Source organism: Bacillus weihaiensis (assembly GCF_001889165.1).
GTDB lineage: Bacteria > Bacillota > Bacilli > Bacillales > Bacillaceae > Metabacillus > Metabacillus weihaiensis.
Map to the genome: position 1 here is coordinate 1448368 of NZ_CP016020.1, position 16655 is coordinate 1465022.

At 36.6% G+C, this 16655-nt stretch carries 15 protein-coding genes; 13 read left to right on the top strand and 2 right to left on the bottom strand.

The annotated features are described in order from the left end of the window. Window positions 1–4 precede the first annotated feature (4 nt). Window positions 5–1318, top strand: coding sequence for a dihydrolipoamide acetyltransferase family protein (locus A9C19_RS06925; RefSeq protein WP_072579262.1), 1314 nt, complete (start codon window positions 5–7; stop codon window positions 1316–1318). Window positions 1319–1901: 583 nt separating this feature from the next. On the opposite strand, the gene A9C19_RS06930 is transcribed toward A9C19_RS06925, so the two are convergent. Beyond that, window positions 1902–2801 (bottom strand): diacylglycerol/lipid kinase family protein, encoded by a 900-nt coding sequence (locus tag A9C19_RS06930; protein WP_072579263.1) that lies wholly within the window; start codon window positions 2799–2801, stop codon window positions 1902–1904. A 261-nt stretch (window positions 2802–3062) separates the two neighbouring features. Here A9C19_RS06930 and A9C19_RS06935 point away from each other — a divergent pair, with 261 nt between their 5' ends. The 9 genes from A9C19_RS06935 to A9C19_RS06975 all read left to right on the top strand — a co-directional run bounded on the left by A9C19_RS06935 (window position 3063) and on the right by A9C19_RS06975 (window position 13075). Beyond that, window positions 3063–4940 (top strand): methylmalonyl-CoA mutase family protein, encoded by a 1878-nt coding sequence (locus A9C19_RS06935; protein WP_072579264.1) that lies wholly within the window; start codon window positions 3063–3065, stop codon window positions 4938–4940. Further along, window positions 4937–7081 carry a methylmalonyl-CoA mutase gene (gene scpA, locus A9C19_RS06940; protein WP_072579265.1) on the top strand — a complete coding sequence of 715 codons (2145 nt, stop codon included), beginning with the start codon at window positions 4937–4939 and terminating at the stop codon, window positions 7079–7081. The genes A9C19_RS06935 and scpA overlap by 4 nt, the downstream gene beginning before the upstream one ends. Beyond that, complete coding sequence (meaB, locus tag A9C19_RS06945; protein ID WP_072579266.1) at window positions 7078–8094, top strand: methylmalonyl Co-A mutase-associated GTPase MeaB; 1017 nt, start codon at window positions 7078–7080, stop codon at window positions 8092–8094. Before scpA ends, meaB begins: the two co-directional genes overlap by 4 nt. Window positions 8095–8171: 77 nt before the next feature. Beyond that, window positions 8172–8609, top strand: coding sequence for a BrxA/BrxB family bacilliredoxin (locus A9C19_RS06950; protein ID WP_072579267.1), 438 nt, complete (start codon window positions 8172–8174; stop codon window positions 8607–8609). A 290-nt stretch (window positions 8610–8899) separates the two neighbouring features. Beyond that, entirely contained in the window at window positions 8900–9694 is a 795-nt protein-coding gene (locus A9C19_RS06955; protein ID WP_072579268.1) for a transporter substrate-binding domain-containing protein, read from the top strand. A gap of 233 nt (window positions 9695–9927) precedes the next feature. Beyond that, window positions 9928–10590 (top strand): amino acid ABC transporter permease, encoded by a 663-nt coding sequence (locus tag A9C19_RS06960; protein WP_072579269.1) that lies wholly within the window; start codon window positions 9928–9930, stop codon window positions 10588–10590. Further along, window positions 10583–11305 (top strand): amino acid ABC transporter ATP-binding protein, encoded by a 723-nt coding sequence (locus A9C19_RS06965; protein ID WP_072579270.1) that lies wholly within the window; start codon window positions 10583–10585, stop codon window positions 11303–11305. The genes A9C19_RS06960 and A9C19_RS06965 overlap by 8 nt, the downstream gene beginning before the upstream one ends. Before the next feature lie 136 nt (window positions 11306–11441). Continuing rightward, complete coding sequence (locus A9C19_RS06970) at window positions 11442–12395, top strand: aromatic acid exporter family protein (protein ID WP_072579271.1); 954 nt, start codon at window positions 11442–11444, stop codon at window positions 12393–12395. Window positions 12396–12565: 170 nt separating this feature from the next. Further along, window positions 12566–13075, top strand: a complete 510-nt coding sequence (locus tag A9C19_RS06975; RefSeq protein WP_072579272.1) for a L,D-transpeptidase — start codon at window positions 12566–12568, stop codon at window positions 13073–13075. Window positions 13076–13149: 74 nt separating this feature from the next. Here A9C19_RS06975 and prli42 read toward each other — a convergent pair whose 3' ends face one another. After that, entirely contained in the window at window positions 13150–13242 is a 93-nt protein-coding gene (prli42, locus tag A9C19_RS21695) for a stressosome-associated protein Prli42 (protein WP_156931818.1), read from the bottom strand. Between the two features lie 160 nt (window positions 13243–13402). Here prli42 and mce point away from each other — a divergent pair, with 160 nt between their 5' ends. The 3 genes from mce to A9C19_RS06990 are packed head-to-tail and all read left to right on the top strand — an operon-like array spanning window position 13403 to window position 16505. After that, window positions 13403–13816 carry a methylmalonyl-CoA epimerase gene (gene mce / locus A9C19_RS06980; RefSeq protein WP_072579273.1) on the top strand — a complete coding sequence of 138 codons (414 nt, stop codon included), beginning with the start codon at window positions 13403–13405 and terminating at the stop codon, window positions 13814–13816. Continuing rightward, the gene (locus tag A9C19_RS06985; RefSeq protein ID WP_072579274.1) at window positions 13813–15366 is read left to right on the top strand and encodes an acyl-CoA carboxylase subunit beta; all 1554 of its coding nucleotides are present in this window, start codon (window positions 13813–13815) and stop codon (window positions 15364–15366) included. Before mce ends, A9C19_RS06985 begins: the two co-directional genes overlap by 4 nt. Before the next feature lie 20 nt (window positions 15367–15386). After that, window positions 15387–16505, top strand: a complete 1119-nt coding sequence (locus tag A9C19_RS06990; protein ID WP_072579275.1) for a tripeptidase T — start codon at window positions 15387–15389, stop codon at window positions 16503–16505. Window positions 16506–16655: the final 150 nt, after the last annotated feature.

Below are 16655 nucleotides of genomic sequence, written 5' to 3' on the forward strand. Positions count from 1 at the left end.
AATCGTGGCGATTGAACAAATAAAAATGCCCCAACTAGGCGAAAGTGTAACAGAAGGAACAATAAGTAAATGGCTTGTTGTAGCCGGGGACAAAGTAAACAAATATGATCCAATTGCAGAAGTCATGACGGATAAAGTAAATGCTGAGGTTCCATCATCTTTTACCGGTGTAATTAAGGAGTTAATTGCAAAGGAAGATGAAACACTAGCAGTAGGTGAAATTATTTGCACGATAGAAGTGGAAGGAACAGATAGTCCTTCTGAAAAACAAACAGAATCTGGACAAATATCTAATCCAAAAACAGAAGAAAATCAACACACTTCCCATGAGAGTCAAGCGAATAAAAAACGATATTCACCTGCTGTTCTTAAAATCGCTCAAGAAAATAATATTGATCTTAGCTTAGTAAATGGAACAGGTGCAGGTGGACGTATTACAAGAAAAGATCTTTTGAAATTGATTGAAACGGGAGCAATTCCTACTTCAAGTGCAGGAAAGACAAAGGAAGATAACGTTCAAGAGCAGCCGGAAAATCCCGTTCAAACGTCAACAGTACAGGACTCAAAACCTGCTGCAAAGCAAGAAACTGCTTATTCCGCTCCACCATCAATGCCTGGTGATATTGAAATTCCTGTATCAGGTGTAAGAAAAGCCATTGCTGCAAATATGGTTCGAAGTAAGCAAGAGGCTCCGCATGCTTGGATGATGATGGAAGTAGATGTAACGAATTTAGTTGAATATCGTACGACCATTAAAGATGAATTTAAGAAAAAAGAAGGCTTTAACTTAACATTCTTTGCTTTTTTTGTGAAAGCAATTGCTCAAGCACTTAAGGAGTTTCCACAAATTAACTCCATGTGGGCAGGAGACAAGATTATTCAAAAGAAAGACATCAATATTTCAATCGCAGTGGCCACAGATGACTCTTTATTTGTTCCTGTTATTAAAGCGGCTGATGAGAAAACGATTAAAGGTATTGCTAGAGAAATAACGGAACTTGCTCAAAAAGTAAGAAATGGAAAGCTGACTTCTGCAGATATGCAAGGCGGTACGTTTACAGTGAACAATACAGGCTCATTTGGTTCCGTACAATCTATGGGAATTATTAATTATCCACAAGCAGCTATCGTTCAAGTAGAATCCATTGTCAAAAGACCAGTAGTAATGAATAATGGGATGATGGCAGTCCGTGATATGGTAAACCTTTGCATGTCACTTGATCATCGAGTGTTAGATGGCTTAATATGTGGACGTTTCTTAGCAAGAGTAAAAGAAATTCTAGAGCAAACATCAAAAGAAACGACATCCATTTATTAAGGGTGTTTCCATAAACTTTGTAGCTTATAATAAGCGAAGAAGGAAAATGCCTTGTAAAAAGTATAGTGGTATCTTAGTCTTCATTAAAAACACACCAACTAGGTAAAAATTGGTGTGTTTTTATTGTTGCTTGGGGAGATATAAAAAGCATCTATTATAGATAAGCTTCGACATCAAGCATTAGGCATCTGACTTTCTTATATTAGCTTATTTAGAAGAGGCTGGGACAAAACAAAGAGCCAGGCACCCTCCGATACAATCTATTGTGTGCACTAGATAAATCAGTGCGTACATATAGTCGTTACGATAAGGTGCCAGACACTTCTGTCCCAGCCTCTCTCTACCTTATACTTGTCACCTATAGCTGGGTCATGTGCTTTTCTTAAAAAATGACTTGGTTTTCGCAGAGATTGTTGCTTTCCTGAAAAATCCCAAGTGCCGGATTTTTCACATGTGTTCAAGCCTCACCTGTTTGGAAAGCGAGAGCAGCTTTTTTCTTTCTTACTTTGGTAATAGGTATGAAAGTTGACGATATTCTTTGAAATAATAACTTACCTTTTTTATTTTTATAACGAAAGGCCTTTTACGAGGGAACTAAAAATTGAAAGTGATCTTGTAAAAACTGAATATTTGCTGGAGTAGACGAAGAAACTTCACCATCCATATCTAAGGGCATTGGTTTTTCAGTTTCAATTTCTATGTGTGATGCTTTATAGCATGTTAGTACGTTAGGATTGTAGTTCAAATGATTTTTCTTACTAGCAACTATTTTAATAACCTCCATTAGTGTAGCAAAATCAGTTTTTTTAATCACATACACTTCACCGATGCCATCATTAAGTGAGCTTTCTTGAATAGGAATATTATTTGTGCCAATATAGTGACCATTAGTTACTAAAATCATAACTGCATCTCCTGTTCTTTTTTCATGATCAAGTGTCATCGAATAAGAAAAGGTCTCACTATTTCCAATTGATTTTAAAGCACTAACATAATAACTAATAGAACCTAACAATGATTTTTCTGTACTAGATCTATTTTTTGAAGCCTCGACAATTAATCCAACTCCTAAAAAATTAATGAAATACTGATTATTCATTCTTACCCCGTCTACATGTATCACTTTACCAGTACTTAGAGCCTCACATGCACGATGAATTTCTTGTGGGATATTGAGAGAGCGAGTCATGTCATTGCATGTACCTCCTGGTAGAGGTGCGATTATAGGGCGGTTTACGATGTCTCCTATTCCATTTATCACTTCATGTAAAGTCCCATCACCACCTAATACGAAAATAATGTCAACAATAGAAGAATACTCAAATGATAGCTCTTTAGCATCTCCTTTCTTTGACGTCTTCCTTACTAGTAGCTCTTCAACAGATTGAGTAAGGAGTGTCGTATATTCTCCTAGATTGCTTGCAGCATTTTTTTGTCCTGCAAGTTCATTATAGATTAAGAGAGCTTTCCTAAACTTCCTCATATCAGCCGACTCCTTCCTTCTATTTAGTTAAAAATCCATACCCTAAATGTTAATATTGTATACATTCTTTTAGAGATGTTCATTGATGAAGGATGTAAAGTATAATAAAATAAAATTATGGATATTTTTGTATGACTAAAATGTAAACGCATACAAAATTCTTCCTTTATTTAAGTAGAATGAATAAAAGCTTTCTGAGCATAGCAATGAGCAAAGGGGACATTCAATAAGGGGGTGAGCTTCCGAGTTGGAAGCAGAAACATGGGAGAAATTGAAGGAACAACTACTCATAATGTGAAAAAACAGCAATGGATTTCAGAAGCTGAAAATGCTATTAAGGGGTCTTTAGAAAGCTTACATAAAACGTTATATGAAGGTATAAAGATAAAACCATTGTATGATTTAGAGGATGTAGAAGATATAAATAAGATAAAAGGGATGAAAATACCACTGAAGGAATCAAGTAATAGTTGGAATATTAATCAATTATTGAGTGCAGATACTCCGTTAGAGCTAAATGAGAAAATCAACTATGCAAAAAGTAGAGGGCAACATTCATTTTACCTTACTAATTTTAGTTTTATTCGTAAGAGTGAAGATCTAAACCTTGCTTTTCAATCAATTGATTGGAAAGAAGATACGCTCTTTTTTGATGTTAAATCCCAGTCAGATTTTTTATCTCAGTTTTTATATGAGCAATATAGGAAGAAACGTCTTCCTTATATAAAGGGTTTTCTAGGATTTGATCCTTATGAAGAATTACTAACAACGGGAGAATCAGATCTTACTTCCAAACTAGATTTTTTGGTGGACGTTATTCATTGGAAAGAACGTAATAACGCTCCTACGAGAAGTATTTTAGTGAAAGGAAATCTATTTAACCAAGCTGGTGGGGATCCTATCCAACAGTTAACGTACACCTTTTCAGAAGCGTATGAAGTGATGATTAAGCTAATGAATCGTGGACTTTCAATCGATTTAATCGCTCGACACATGGTGATTTCTTTTGATATTGGACCTCATTTTTTCATGGAAATTGCAAAAATTAGGGCAGCTAAGCAGCTGTGGGTCTCACTATTACATGCATTAGGGTGTGAAAATGGAGAGGAAAAAATCTACATACATGCTAGTACTAGTGTTCATGATCAAACGGCATATGATGTATATGGAAATTTATTACGAAGCACAACAGCTGGATTTTCTGCAGCAGTAGCGGGTGTAGACGAGTTAACCATTCTTCCTTTCGATTCCGTACTTAAGGACTCTAGCCCTCTTGGGGAACGTATTGCTAGAAATACTCATTTTATCTTAAGAGATGAAAGTTTCTTATCTAACGTAATTGATCCATCTTCAGGCTCCTACTATATAGAGACGATAACTCATCAATTAGCTGAACAGGCTTGGGCTCAAATAAAGATGGCCGAAAATGATGGAGGTTTTGAAGAAAGGTTAAAAACCAAGATCATTCAAAAGGAACTTCAAAAATCTTTAAGGGAAAAAATAGATGAGGTGAACGATAGAACGAAGCAGGTTATTGGCATAAATGTATACGCTAATGTAATGGATCCCCATCCTACGATTAAAATGAAGGATTCTTCCAATCAAATAGCTGAAAGAGATGACACCCATTTATCTCTTCTAACTAATTCTCATATACCACTTATGAGAAAAGAAGAGAAAGTAACGATACAACCTATTCAAACAATTAGGTATGTAGAGCATATTGAAACTCTTCGACAAAAAGCAAATGTTACTAAATTAGATTTGCAAAGTAAAAGTAAGATATTTGTTGTAACGGTAGGTCTACTGAAAAATCACAAAACGATGTTAGATAAAGTAAGTGGAATCTTAGCCGTTGGAGGACTTAGTTGCACAACTATTTCTTTTAAAGAGTTTGAGAAGGTAGAAAAAGGAGTCATTTATATTTTCTGTGGGAAAGAGTCTGATTTTGAGGATTTACATTTTACTTTTATCCGAAGCTATAAGAAAAAGAATCCAGGTTCGTCTTTCTATATAACAAGTAAAGGGACGGAACAAATACGTAAAGAGTACCCAATAGATGGAGCTATAACAGATCAACTCAATATCTATGATTTTCTCCAAACCATTCTGTCGAAATTGGAGGATGATTCCAGATGAAAAGACCCAAACTTACTGATGCTCCATTAGTAAAAGTCCATCACAATGTGTTAAATACTGCTTCTTTTATTACGAATGAACAAATTAGCGTACAAAATAGCTATACTGCTGAAGATAATGAAAATTTAGCTCACTTAGGGACTTTTCCTGGTATTCAACCATATGTAAGAGGACCTTATGCAACGATGTATGCAAGTAGACCTTGGACAATCCGGCAATACGCAGGTTTTTCTACAGCAGAGGAGAGTAATGCATTTTACCGCCGTAATCTTGAGATGGGACAAAAGGGCTTATCCGTTGCATTTGATTTAGCCACTCATAGAGGCTATGATTCGGACCACCCCCGAGTTGAAGGTGATGTAGGGAAAGCTGGTGTAGCCATTGATTCGCTATTAGATATGATGATTTTATTTGATCAGATCCCTCTAGATAGGATGTCCGTTTCTATGACGATGAATGGAGCGGTTTTACCAATTATGGCTTTTTATATTGTCACCGCCGAAGAACAGGGTGTTTCAAAAGAAAAGTTATCTGGCACCATTCAAAATGATATTTTGAAGGAATATATGGTTAGAAATACGTATATTTATCCACCTGAAATGTCTATGAGAATTATAGGAGATATTTTTGAGTATACAGCTAACTATATGCCGAAATTTAATAGTATTAGTATATCAGGCTATCATATGCAAGAGGCAGGTGCTCCAGCTGATTTAGAATTAGCCTATACATTAGCAGACGGTCTAGAATATATTCGAACAGGTCTTAAATCAGGCTTAACGATTGATCAGTTTGCTCCAAGATTATCGTTCTTCTGGGCAATAGGGATGAATTATTTCATGGAAGTAGCGAAGATGAGAGCCGCTCGTTACTTATGGTCTGAAATCGTCCAACAGTTTGAACCAAAAAATCCCAAATCCTTAGCGTTAAGAACACATTCGCAAACATCTGGTTGGAGTTTAACAGAGCAGGATCCTTATAATAATGTAGTAAGAACTTGTTTAGAGGCACATGCAGCAGCAATGGGGCATACACAATCTCTTCATACCAATGCGTTAGATGAAGCAATTGCATTACCTACAGAATTTTCAGCTCGAATCGCTCGAAATACGCAGCTTTATCTTCAAAATGAGACTGGTATTTGTGATGTGATCGATCCTTGGGGTGGTTCACATTATGTTGAATCACTAACAAATGAGCTGATTCAAAGGGCCAAAACGCATATAAATGAAATCGAGAAGTTAGGTGGTATGACCAAGGCTATTGAAACAGGGCTGCCTAAGATGAAAATTGAAGAAGCAGCTGCAAGAAGACAAGCGAAGATAGACTCTGGAAAAGAAGTCATTATAGGTGTGAATCAATTTAAGCTTGAGGAAGAAGAACCAATTGACATTCTGTCGATCGACAATACGGAAGTACGAAAAAAACAAATAGAACGGATTCATCAACTAAAAGAGAATCGTAATGAACGGGAAGTAACCAAAGCATTAGATAGGCTAACACTTGCATGTGAAACCAACGAGGGAAATCTACTTGAATTGGCTGTTGAGGCAGCAAGAGCAAGAGCAACGTTAGGTGAAATCTCTTATGCCATTGAGAAGGTGAGTAAACGTCATCAAGCGATGATTCGTTCAATAAGTGGTGTATATAGCTCAGAATATTCCAATGAGGAGGAAATTGAACAGGTTCGCGAAAAAACTAATCAGTTCTACGAGCTTGAAGGGAGACGACCACGTATTCTAATTGCGAAAATGGGCCAAGACGGTCATGATCGTGGAGCGAAGGTCATATCGACTGCTTTTGCTGACTTAGGTTTCGATGTGGACATTGGACCACTCTTTCAAACACCAGCAGAAACGGCAGATCAAGCAGTCGAAAATGATGTTCATGTAGTTGGTATGAGTTCACTAGCAGCTGGTCACAATACACTGCTTCCACATCTCATAAAGGAATTGAAAAAACGTGGGAGAGAGGATATTTTGGTGATTGTTGGAGGTGTAATCCCGCCTCAGGATTATGAGCAATTAAAAAAGAATGGAGCAGCTGAAATTTTTGGGCCTGGTACGGTTATCCCGGTTGCTGCGATGAAAGTGATTGATAAGATTCTGGAACGTTTAGGGTACGAGGAAACGTTTGAATGACCTGGCAATCAAAAAATCAAAGGCAAATACCGACGGAAGAGTATGTCAAAGGAATCAAAGAAGGGAATCGAACAGTATTAGCACGAGCCATAACGTTAGTTGAAAGTAATGCAGAACGTCATTTCATTCAGGCTCAACAATTAATCGAATCTCTCTTAAAAGAGCCATCAAATTCTATACGTATAGGCATAACGGGTGTACCAGGTGCAGGGAAAAGCACATTTATTGATTCATTTGGTTCACTTTTATGTAATCAAGGACATAGAGTCGCTGTTCTAGCGGTAGACCCTAGTAGTCAAGTCTCTAACGGAAGTATTATGGGGGATAAAACAAGAATGGAACGGTTGTCTCGTCATCCTAATGCCTTTATAAGACCTTCACCTTCTGGAGGGAATTTAGGTGGGGTATCTAGAAAAACAAGAGAAACCATTCTATTATGTGAAGCTGCAGGATATGATGTAATCATTGTGGAAACTATGGGGGTCGGACAGGGAGAATTCGTCGTAAGAGAAATGGTAGATTTCTTTTTACTTCTTGTTCTTACAGGAGCTGGAGATGAGCTTCAAACGATGAAAAAGGGAATTATGGAATTACCTGATTTAGTTGTTGTGAACAAAGCTGACGGAGATAATATGATGAAGGCTGAAAGAGCTAAACAAGAATACGGTAGTATTCTACATTTCTTAAAACCATATACACCAAATTGGACGACGATCACCCTAACAGCATCTGCTCTGAAAGAAACAGGGATTAAGGATATTTGGGACAGAGTCATGGAATTTGAACATGTAACAAAGAAAAACGGCTTCTTCTATGAGAGGAGAAAGAACCAGCAAACAGAATGGCTATACTCCTTATTAACACATGAGTTACATCACCTGTTTTTTACAAATTCTTCTGTGAAAAAGCAGTTACCTCTTTTTGAAGAACAAATAAGAATGGGAGAAAAAACTGTGTCAGCAAGTGCATTAGAAATACTATCTCTTTTCCTTGAAAAAATAAAAAATGAGTAGGTTAAAATCATTCATTTGCCGAAAGTGAGTAATTATTGATAAAATGAAAGTACTGAAAGATAAAGGAGAGGTTTTGCTTGAATATTGATTTTAATTTATTTATGAATGATGTTGTGCAACAAGCTCGAAATGAAATTGTTGCTGCAGGATACACACAATTAACAACACCTGAAGAGGTTGATGAAACACTTAATAAAAAAGGTACAACATTAGTTATGATCAATAGTGTTTGTGGATGTGCAGGTGGAATTGCTAGACCAGCAGCTGCACATGCTGTTCACTATGACAAGCGTCCAGATCAATTTGTGACAGTATTTGCAGGACAAGACAAAGAAGCAACTGCAAGCGCACGTGAAATGTTTACAGGATATCCTCCTTCTTCACCATCTTTCGCTTTATTAAAAGATGGAAAGCTAATGACAATGGTAGAACGTCATGAAATTGAAGGTCATGATCCAATGTCAGTCGTTTCAAAACTTCAAGCTGCCTTCGATGAATATTGCGAAGAAATCTAAGTAAAAAGTTGATCCCGTCCGTCGGGATCAACTTTTTTTAGTTTGTTGGGGCCAGGCCCTAAGTCCATTAAAGCGCTACTGTACTAAAGATGTCCAACATAATGTTTAGTGCGTTAAAACTTTATATTACAAAAGTATAAGTTGACAGAAAAAACTGTTAATACATGTTTATAAAAATGTATTGCATAATTATAAACATGTGTTAAAATACAATATATCGAATATTTATTAGTTTTTATGCATAAAACAAAAGAGGAATTATCTTTAATACATTATAGGGGGAAACTAAAATGAAAAAAATGACATTATTGTTAATAAGTTTATGCATGGTTGCGTTTCTTGCTGCGTGTGGTACAGCTGAGAAGGAAGAGGCATCAACTACTGGTTCCACAAACAGTGAACAAAAGGTTTTGAAAATGGCCACATCAGCTGATTACCCACCATTTGAATATATTGATACGGCAAAGGGTAGCGATATTATTGGGTTTGACATTGATCTAGTGAATGCACTTGCGGAAAAAACAGGTTATACAGTAAAAGTACAAGATATGGATTTTAATAGTTTAATTCCTGCTCTTCAAGCAAAACAAATTGATCTAGTTCTTGCAGGAATGACACCAACTCCTGAACGTGCAGAGAACGTTGACTTTACAAGTATTTATTACACTGCCAATCATATGATTGTTTCTTTAAAAGATAATGAAGTTAAGAGTGTTGAAGATTTAGATGGTAAAACAATTGGTGTTCAGCTTGGGTCTATTCAAGAAGAGAAAGCTGCTGAGCTTGCTAAAGAAGTAGAGTTAAAAGTTGAAAACCGTAATAAAATTTCTGAATTAGTTCAAGAAATGAAGGCTGGCCGTATTGATGCAGCAATCATTGAGGATACAGTGGCAAATGGATATTTTGAGAAGGATGAGTCATTAGCGGGATTTACTCTTGAAACTGCTGAAGAGGAAGCTGGATCTGCAATTGCTTTCCAAAAAGATAGTGAATACACAAAAGAATTTGATGAAGCATTAAAAGAAATGAAAGAAAACGGTGAACTAGATGAGTTAATTGTTAAATGGTTTGGTGGAGAACAATAAGAGGTAAACTTGGCTTTTCTCCATTCCCGATGGAGAGCCTTCGTTTATATCATCTTTTAAGAGGACTGACAACATACGTTTGTCAGCCCTTTTTTAAACTTAGTCTGAGGTAAGAGTCCGCCTTGTTGGCTCCCTGGAACTTACACTATATCCTGAAGTCATCTCTGAATCATAAAATACAAGGTGAGATATACCAAAACTAATGGAGAAAATACGAAAGGGCTGGAAACGAAATGGATTTTTTAAACATATCATCAATCATTCCTTCTCTTCCATTTATACTGGAAGGGGTCTGGGTAACGTTAAAAATTGTTTTATTATCCTTATTATTGGGATTTGCATGGGGAATTGTTTTAGCATTATGTAAAATAAGTCGTATCAAACCTTTAATGTGGTTTGCGGATGCCTACACGTCTATTTTTAGGGGAACTCCGCTTGTTTTACAATTATTAATTATCTATTTTGGACTCCCACAATTATTAGGATTTCCGATTGACCCATATCCTGCTGCAGTTGCTGCGTTTACATTAAATTCTGGTGCTTATATTTCAGAAATTATCCGCGCAGGGATTAATGCGATCGATAGAGGTCAACAAGAAGCTGCGATGGCGCTAGGTGTACCGTACCGCAAAATGATGAAGGATATCATTTTGCCACAAGCTTTTAAAAATATTTTGCCCGCACTAATGAATGAATTTATTACGTTAACAAAAGAATCAGCTATTGTAACTGTAATTGGTGTTCAAGATATTATGAGACGTGCTTATCAGGTCGGAGCGGATTCCTATAATTATTTTGCGCCGCTACTTTTCGCAGGGTTGATTTATTATATTTTAGTAATGGTGTTAACACTCCTCGGCAAAGGTCTAGAAGGGAGAATGAGACGTAGTGATTAAAGTTCAGAAATTACACAAGTCATATGGGAAATTAGAGGTTCTTAAAGGGATCTCCACGACAATACAATCAGGTGAAGTCATCGCAATAATAGGTCCTTCTGGTTCGGGGAAATCTACTTTTCTACGGTGTTTAAATTTATTAGAAAAGCCAACTTCCGGACAAATATGGGTCAATCAACAAGAGATTACAAATCCTACAACAGATATATCAAAGGTTAGACAAAATGTAGGAATGGTATTTCAACATTTTTATTTGTTTCCGCATAAAACTGTTCTTGATAATTTAACATATGCCCCTATCACTGTTAGAGGTGTTTCAAAACAGGAAGCAGAAGATCGTGCAAGATCATTATTAAAAAAAGTAGGATTATTAGAAAAAGAGAAAGAATTTCCTAATCGACTTTCAGGTGGGCAAAAACAAAGGGTTGCAATAGCAAGAGCACTCGCAATGAACCCAGATATCATGTTATTTGACGAACCTACTTCTGCTCTAGATCCAGAAATGGTAAAAGAGGTTTTAGAAGTGATGAAAAGTTTGGCAGAGACCGGAATGACGATGGCGATCGTCACACATGAAATGGGTTTTGCAAAAGAAGTTGCTGATCGTGTCCTATTTCTTGATGAAGGGAAGCTTGTAGAGGATTCTACTCCTAAAGAATTTTTCCAAAATCCAAAATCAGACCGAGCGAAGGTATTTTTAGATAAAATGCTATAAATGATCACTAGGTATGCCATGGTATTACTAGATAAATAGTAAAAGATGATCAAAAAAAGATCATCTTTTTTCGTGTTTTTAGATTAATTAGTGTAAACTATTGCTCATACATACTATCAGTTACAAGGAGAAAGTTATGTTTAAAATAGGATATAGAACAGCAAAGACTGCATTAGGAACGACAATTGCAATCATGATTGCACAATTTTTTCAGTTGGAAAATTTTCCTTCTGCAGGTATTATCACGATCTTATGTATCCAGGTTACTAAAAAGAAATCGTTAAAAAGCTCCTGGGCTCGATTCCTTGCATGTAGTATTGCGATGGTATTCTCCTTTGTTTTTTTTGAAGGACTTATGTACCATCCAGTCATTATAGGTCTTTTATTACTACTTTTTATTCCGACCACAGTTATTGTGAAAGCAACGGAAGGAATCGTAACAAGTACAGTTGTCATTTTTCATTTATATAGTGCAGGGGAGATTACTTATGACCTTATCATCAATGAAGTGTTGCTTGTAACAATAGGTATTGGAATTGCGTTGATCATGAATCTATATATGCCAAGTGTTGATAAAAAGTTGAAGGAATATCAAGCAAGCATTGAAGAGAATATTGCCTCCATTTTTAAGGAAATTGAATTATTTATCGTTCAAAAAGACCGGAAATGGGATGGTGTCGAAATTACGAAAACGGCAGATTTACTTAATGAAGCAAAAACTCTTGCATTTCGTGATGTTGAGAATCACTTTTTACGTCATGAAAACAGCTACTATCACTATTTTAAAATGAGAGAAAAACAATTTGAAATTATTGAGAGAGTGATTCCGATCATTACTTCTATTCAAATTGAAACAGAACAAAGCAAGGATATTGCAGACTTCTTACATGAATTAAGGCTCAATATTCACCCAGGGAATACTGCGCACCGTTTCTTAGTGCAATTACTTGAATTGCGAGAGAAGTTTGGTGCAATGGAACTGCCAAAATCAAGAGAAGAATTTGAGGCTAGAGCTGCTTTATTTCATTTTCTTAAAGAAATGGAGAATTACTTAGTTATTAAGAGTCAGTTTAAAGGGATGGAAACGTAGTTTCTCTAGTGGATGCTTGGATAGAACAAGTTTTTTCTCCTATGGAAACATAAGCCTTTTCTTATTCACTCTTATGCTTGTCGCTGTCGCTGATGGTCAGGTCCTTGTCCATTTCTTAGTATGATCAACAGACTCAAAGTGCATATTAAAAGAAAAAGGATGTTGATCAGATGAAATCAATACTTCTTTTCCTTTTTCTTGTAGCTTCTCCTATCTGGCCTCTAGGACAAAATCCTATGGTCGGTGACCCATTTATTATTATCAACAAACAGACAAATGAACTTGCCTTTATAGAAGAAAATGAAATAAAAAAGATTTATGAAGTGGCTACAGGTAAAACAAATCAGCTTACTCCTGAAGGGGAATATAGGATAACTGTAAAAGCAAAAAATCCATATTATCGAAAAAAAGATATCCCTGGTGGCGATCCGAAAAATCCACTTGGAACAAGGTGGATAGGGTTTGATGCAAAGGATACGGATGGACGTATTTATGGAATACATGGAACAAATAATAATGAATCTATCGGCCGTTATGTTACTCAAGGTTGTGTGAGGCTACACAACGATGAAGTGGAAAATCTATTTGATAAGGTTCCTGTTGGAACGAAGGTCTTAATTCTATCAACGGATGAAGCTTTTGACCAAATCGGAATAGAATATGGTGCATTAAAAAAATGAGTTGAAAGGCAATCTTTTTTGCCATTCAACTCATTTTTATATTTTAGGAATAATAAAATAGAGGGATGCACTGTTTAGAACCAAACAGAAACACCTGCGAGAAGCGTTGTTATAAGCATAACACCAATCATTAAATATACGACAACTTTTTGAGTTTTTCGAGACATTCTATCTTCACTCCTTATCTCTTTTTATTCTACATTTGTTTTTACACAAGAACAATATCAAAATGTGAAAGAAATTAAACGATAAAGAAGGGAAATATTATTCTGATAGAGAATTACTTGATTATGATAACGTTTACAAATAAGGATGGGAGAGATTTAGTTGGTAAATAAAGTAGATCATATCGGAATTGCTGTACATTCCATTTCAAATGCTTTGCCGTTTTATCAGGATGTTTTAAGCCTATCTTTCCTTGGAGAAGAAGAAGTAATAGAGCAGCAAGTAAAGGTAGCCTTCTTAAAAATAGGGGAAACCAAAATTGAATTATTAGAGCCTTTGTCGTCACGTAGTCCAATAGCGAAATTTTTAGAAAAAAAAGGAGAAGGAGTTCATCATATCGCGTTCGGTACATCGAATATACACTCTCGTTTAGAAGAAATAAGAGAAAAGGGAATAGCGTTAATCGATGAAATTCCTAGAATTGGAGCAGCGAATATGTTGATTGGATTTCTCCATCCCACATCTACTCACGGTACTTTAATTGAACTATGTGAAAAAAGAGGTGAGGAAGAATGAAGCAAGATATCTATGAAAAGATAAATGAATTATACGATCGTAAAAGGGTAGTGGAATTAGGTGGTGGAGATGAGAAGATTGATAAGCAGCATGAGAAGGGAAAGTTAACAGCAAGAGAACGGATCGATCTCTTAGTAGACCCTGGTACGTTTATAGAATTAAATCCTTTTATCGAGCATCGCTGTAATGATTTTGGGTTAAAGGAGAAAAAGGGCCCTGGTGATGGAGTAGTCACTGGGTATGGAAAAGTAAATGGAAGACCCATTTATTTATTTTCTCAAGACTTCACAGTTTTTGGTGGAGCGCTTGGTGAAATGCATGCAAAAAAGATTGCTGCAGTTATGGATCTGGCCGCTAAAAATGGCACACCTTTTGTTGGGCTTAATGACTCAGGCGGTGCGAGAATACAAGAAGGTGTGTTATCATTAGATGGTTATGGTCAAATATTTCACCGTAATTCGATTTATTCCGGTGTTATTCCTCAAATCTCCGTTATCCTTGGACCTTGTGCAGGTGGCGCAGTTTATTCACCTGCTATAACAGATTTTGTATTTATGGTTGAAAAAACGAGTCAAATGTTTATCACAGGTCCTAAAGTAATAGAAACAGTAACAGGAGAAAAAATTAGTTCTGAGGATTTAGGTGGGGCGAATGTACATAATACGATTAGTGGAAATGCTCATTTCTCCGGTGAAACAGAAGAAGAGGTTTTAATGCAGGTAAGAGATCTTTTAAGCTATTTGCCACAAAATAATGAGGAAAAACCTCCTGTATCAGCATGTCCGCAAGAATCTGATGATCGTCCTGACTTGGCCGAACTCATTCCTATTGACGCTATTCGTCCATATGATGTTAGAGTTGTGATTGATCAAGTCGTTGATCAAAAGTCGTTTATGGAAGTACAAAAAGGGTTTGCAAAAAATATTGTTGTAGGCTTTGCGAGAATAAAAGGCGAGGTTGTCGGTTTAGTTTGTAATCAGCCTAAGTATATGGCTGGTGGACTTGATATTGACTCTTCTGACAAAGCAGCAAGGTTCATCCGGTTTTGTGATTCCTTTCAAATTCCGATCATCACGTTTGAGGATGTAACAGGATTTTTTCCAGGAGTTAAACAAGAGCATGGTGGGATTATCCGTCATGGTGCAAAAATATTATATGCTTACTCTGAAGCTACTGTACCGAAGCTTACGGTCATTTTAAGAAAAGCGTACGGTGGAGCATACGTTGCTTTAAATAGTAAATCTATTGGGGCAGATTTAGTGTTTGCTTGGCCAAATGCTGAAATAGCTGTTATGGGTCCTCAAGGAGCTGCGAATATAATATTTGCCAGAGAAATTCAGAATAGTGATCATCCAGAGAGTGTGAGAGCAGAGAAGATTGAGGAGTATCGAAAGAAATTTGCCAATCCATATGTTGCTGCCAGTCAAGGGATGGTCGATGATGTCATTGACCCAAGAGAAACTCGGATAAAGCTTATCCAAGCCCTTGAAATGCTAAGAACAAAAAAAGAGGATCGACCAAAGAAGAAGCATGGAAATATTCCTTTATAACAAAAGTGGAGGTACCTACAATGATCAATAATCAACGGTTAGTAGATGAATTTTTAGAACTAGTTCAAATTGATTCAGAAACAAAAAATGAAGCGCAAATAGCAAAGGTTTTAAAAGAAAAATTTTCTTCATTAGGACTTGAAGTAGTAGAAGATGATACAACAAATATTACAGGCCATGGTGCAGGAAATTTAGTGTGTACTTTGCCTGCGACGAAAGAAGATGTAGATACTATTTACTTCACTTCTCATATGGACACAGTTGTACCAGGTAACGGAATTAAACCAAGTATTAAAGACGGGTATATTATTACCGATGGCACGACTATCTTAGGTGCTGATGATAAGGCTGGGCTTGCAGCGATGTTAGAGGCGATTAGAACGTTAAAAGAGAAAAATATTCCGCATGGTAAAATTGAATTTGTCATTACAGTTGGAGAGGAGTCAGGATTAGTAGGTGCTAAGGCATTAGATCCTTCTCTAATGACTGCGAAATATGGGTATGCTTTAGATAGTGATGGGAAAGTAGGAACAATTATCGTTGCGGCGCCAACACAGGCAAAGGTGAAAGCAACTATTTATGGAAAAACAGCGCATGCTGGAGTTGCACCTGAGAAGGGTATATCAGCTATTACAATCGCTGCGAAATCTATTTCAAGAATGCCGTTAGGACGTATTGATGAGGAAACAACCGCTAATATCGGACGTTTTGAGGGTGGCACACAGACAAATATTGTATGTGATTTAGTACATATTCTTGCAGAGGCAAGATCATTGGTACCAGAAAAAATGGAAGCACAAGTAAAGAAAATGAAGGAAGCATTTGAAACAGTTGCAAATGAAATGGGAGGTCGAGCAGACGTAGAAGTTGACGTTATGTATCCAGGCTTTAAATTTGCAGATGGTGATCATGTAGTGGAAGTTGCGAAACGAGCAGCAGCTAAAATCGGTCGTTCAAGCGAATTACAAACAAGTGGTGGCGGTAGTGATGCAAATGTGATAGCTGGTAATGGAATTCCTACTGTCAATTTAGCAGTGGGCTATGAGGAAATTCACACGACTAATGAAAAGATGCCGATTGAAGAACTTGAGAAAACAGCAGAACTTGTCGTTGCTATTATTGAAGAAGTAGCGAAATAATAAGAAAAAAGTGCTCTTTTATAGAGTGCTTTTTTCTTTGGTCAGGAAGCTAAAGATGTAGTGATTGTGGATAAATACTCACATGCTCCAGTTCAGTAGTCTAACTTTTTGAAAAAAATCAGCTGCCAAGACTGCTCGTTGTCTAGGTCC

Excerpts from the sequence above, each read along its gene's own strand:
- meaB (WP_072579266.1), top strand. The coding sequence starts at position 7,078 with ATGACCTGGCAATCAAAAAATCAAAGGCAAATACCGACGGAAGAGTAT.
- A9C19_RS06935 (WP_072579264.1), top strand. The coding sequence starts at position 3,063 with ATGGGAGAAATTGAAGGAACAACTACTCATAATGTGAAAAAACAGCAA.
- scpA (WP_072579265.1), top strand. The coding sequence starts at position 4,937 with ATGAAAAGACCCAAACTTACTGATGCTCCATTAGTAAAAGTCCATCAC.
- A9C19_RS06930 (WP_072579263.1), bottom strand. The coding sequence starts at position 2,801 with ATGAGGAAGTTTAGGAAAGCTCTCTTAATCTATAATGAACTTGCAGGA.
- A9C19_RS06975 (WP_072579272.1), top strand. The coding sequence starts at position 12,566 with ATGAAATCAATACTTCTTTTCCTTTTTCTTGTAGCTTCTCCTATCTGG.
- A9C19_RS06985 (WP_072579274.1), top strand. The coding sequence starts at position 13,813 with ATGAAGCAAGATATCTATGAAAAGATAAATGAATTATACGATCGTAAA.
- prli42 (WP_156931818.1), bottom strand. The coding sequence starts at position 13,242 with ATGTCTCGAAAAACTCAAAAAGTTGTCGTATATTTAATGATTGGTGTT.
- A9C19_RS06970 (WP_072579271.1), top strand. The coding sequence starts at position 11,442 with ATGTTTAAAATAGGATATAGAACAGCAAAGACTGCATTAGGAACGACA.
- A9C19_RS06955 (WP_072579268.1), top strand. The coding sequence starts at position 8,900 with ATGAAAAAAATGACATTATTGTTAATAAGTTTATGCATGGTTGCGTTT.
- A9C19_RS06960 (WP_072579269.1), top strand. The coding sequence starts at position 9,928 with ATGGATTTTTTAAACATATCATCAATCATTCCTTCTCTTCCATTTATA.
- A9C19_RS06990 (WP_072579275.1), top strand. The coding sequence starts at position 15,387 with ATGATCAATAATCAACGGTTAGTAGATGAATTTTTAGAACTAGTTCAA.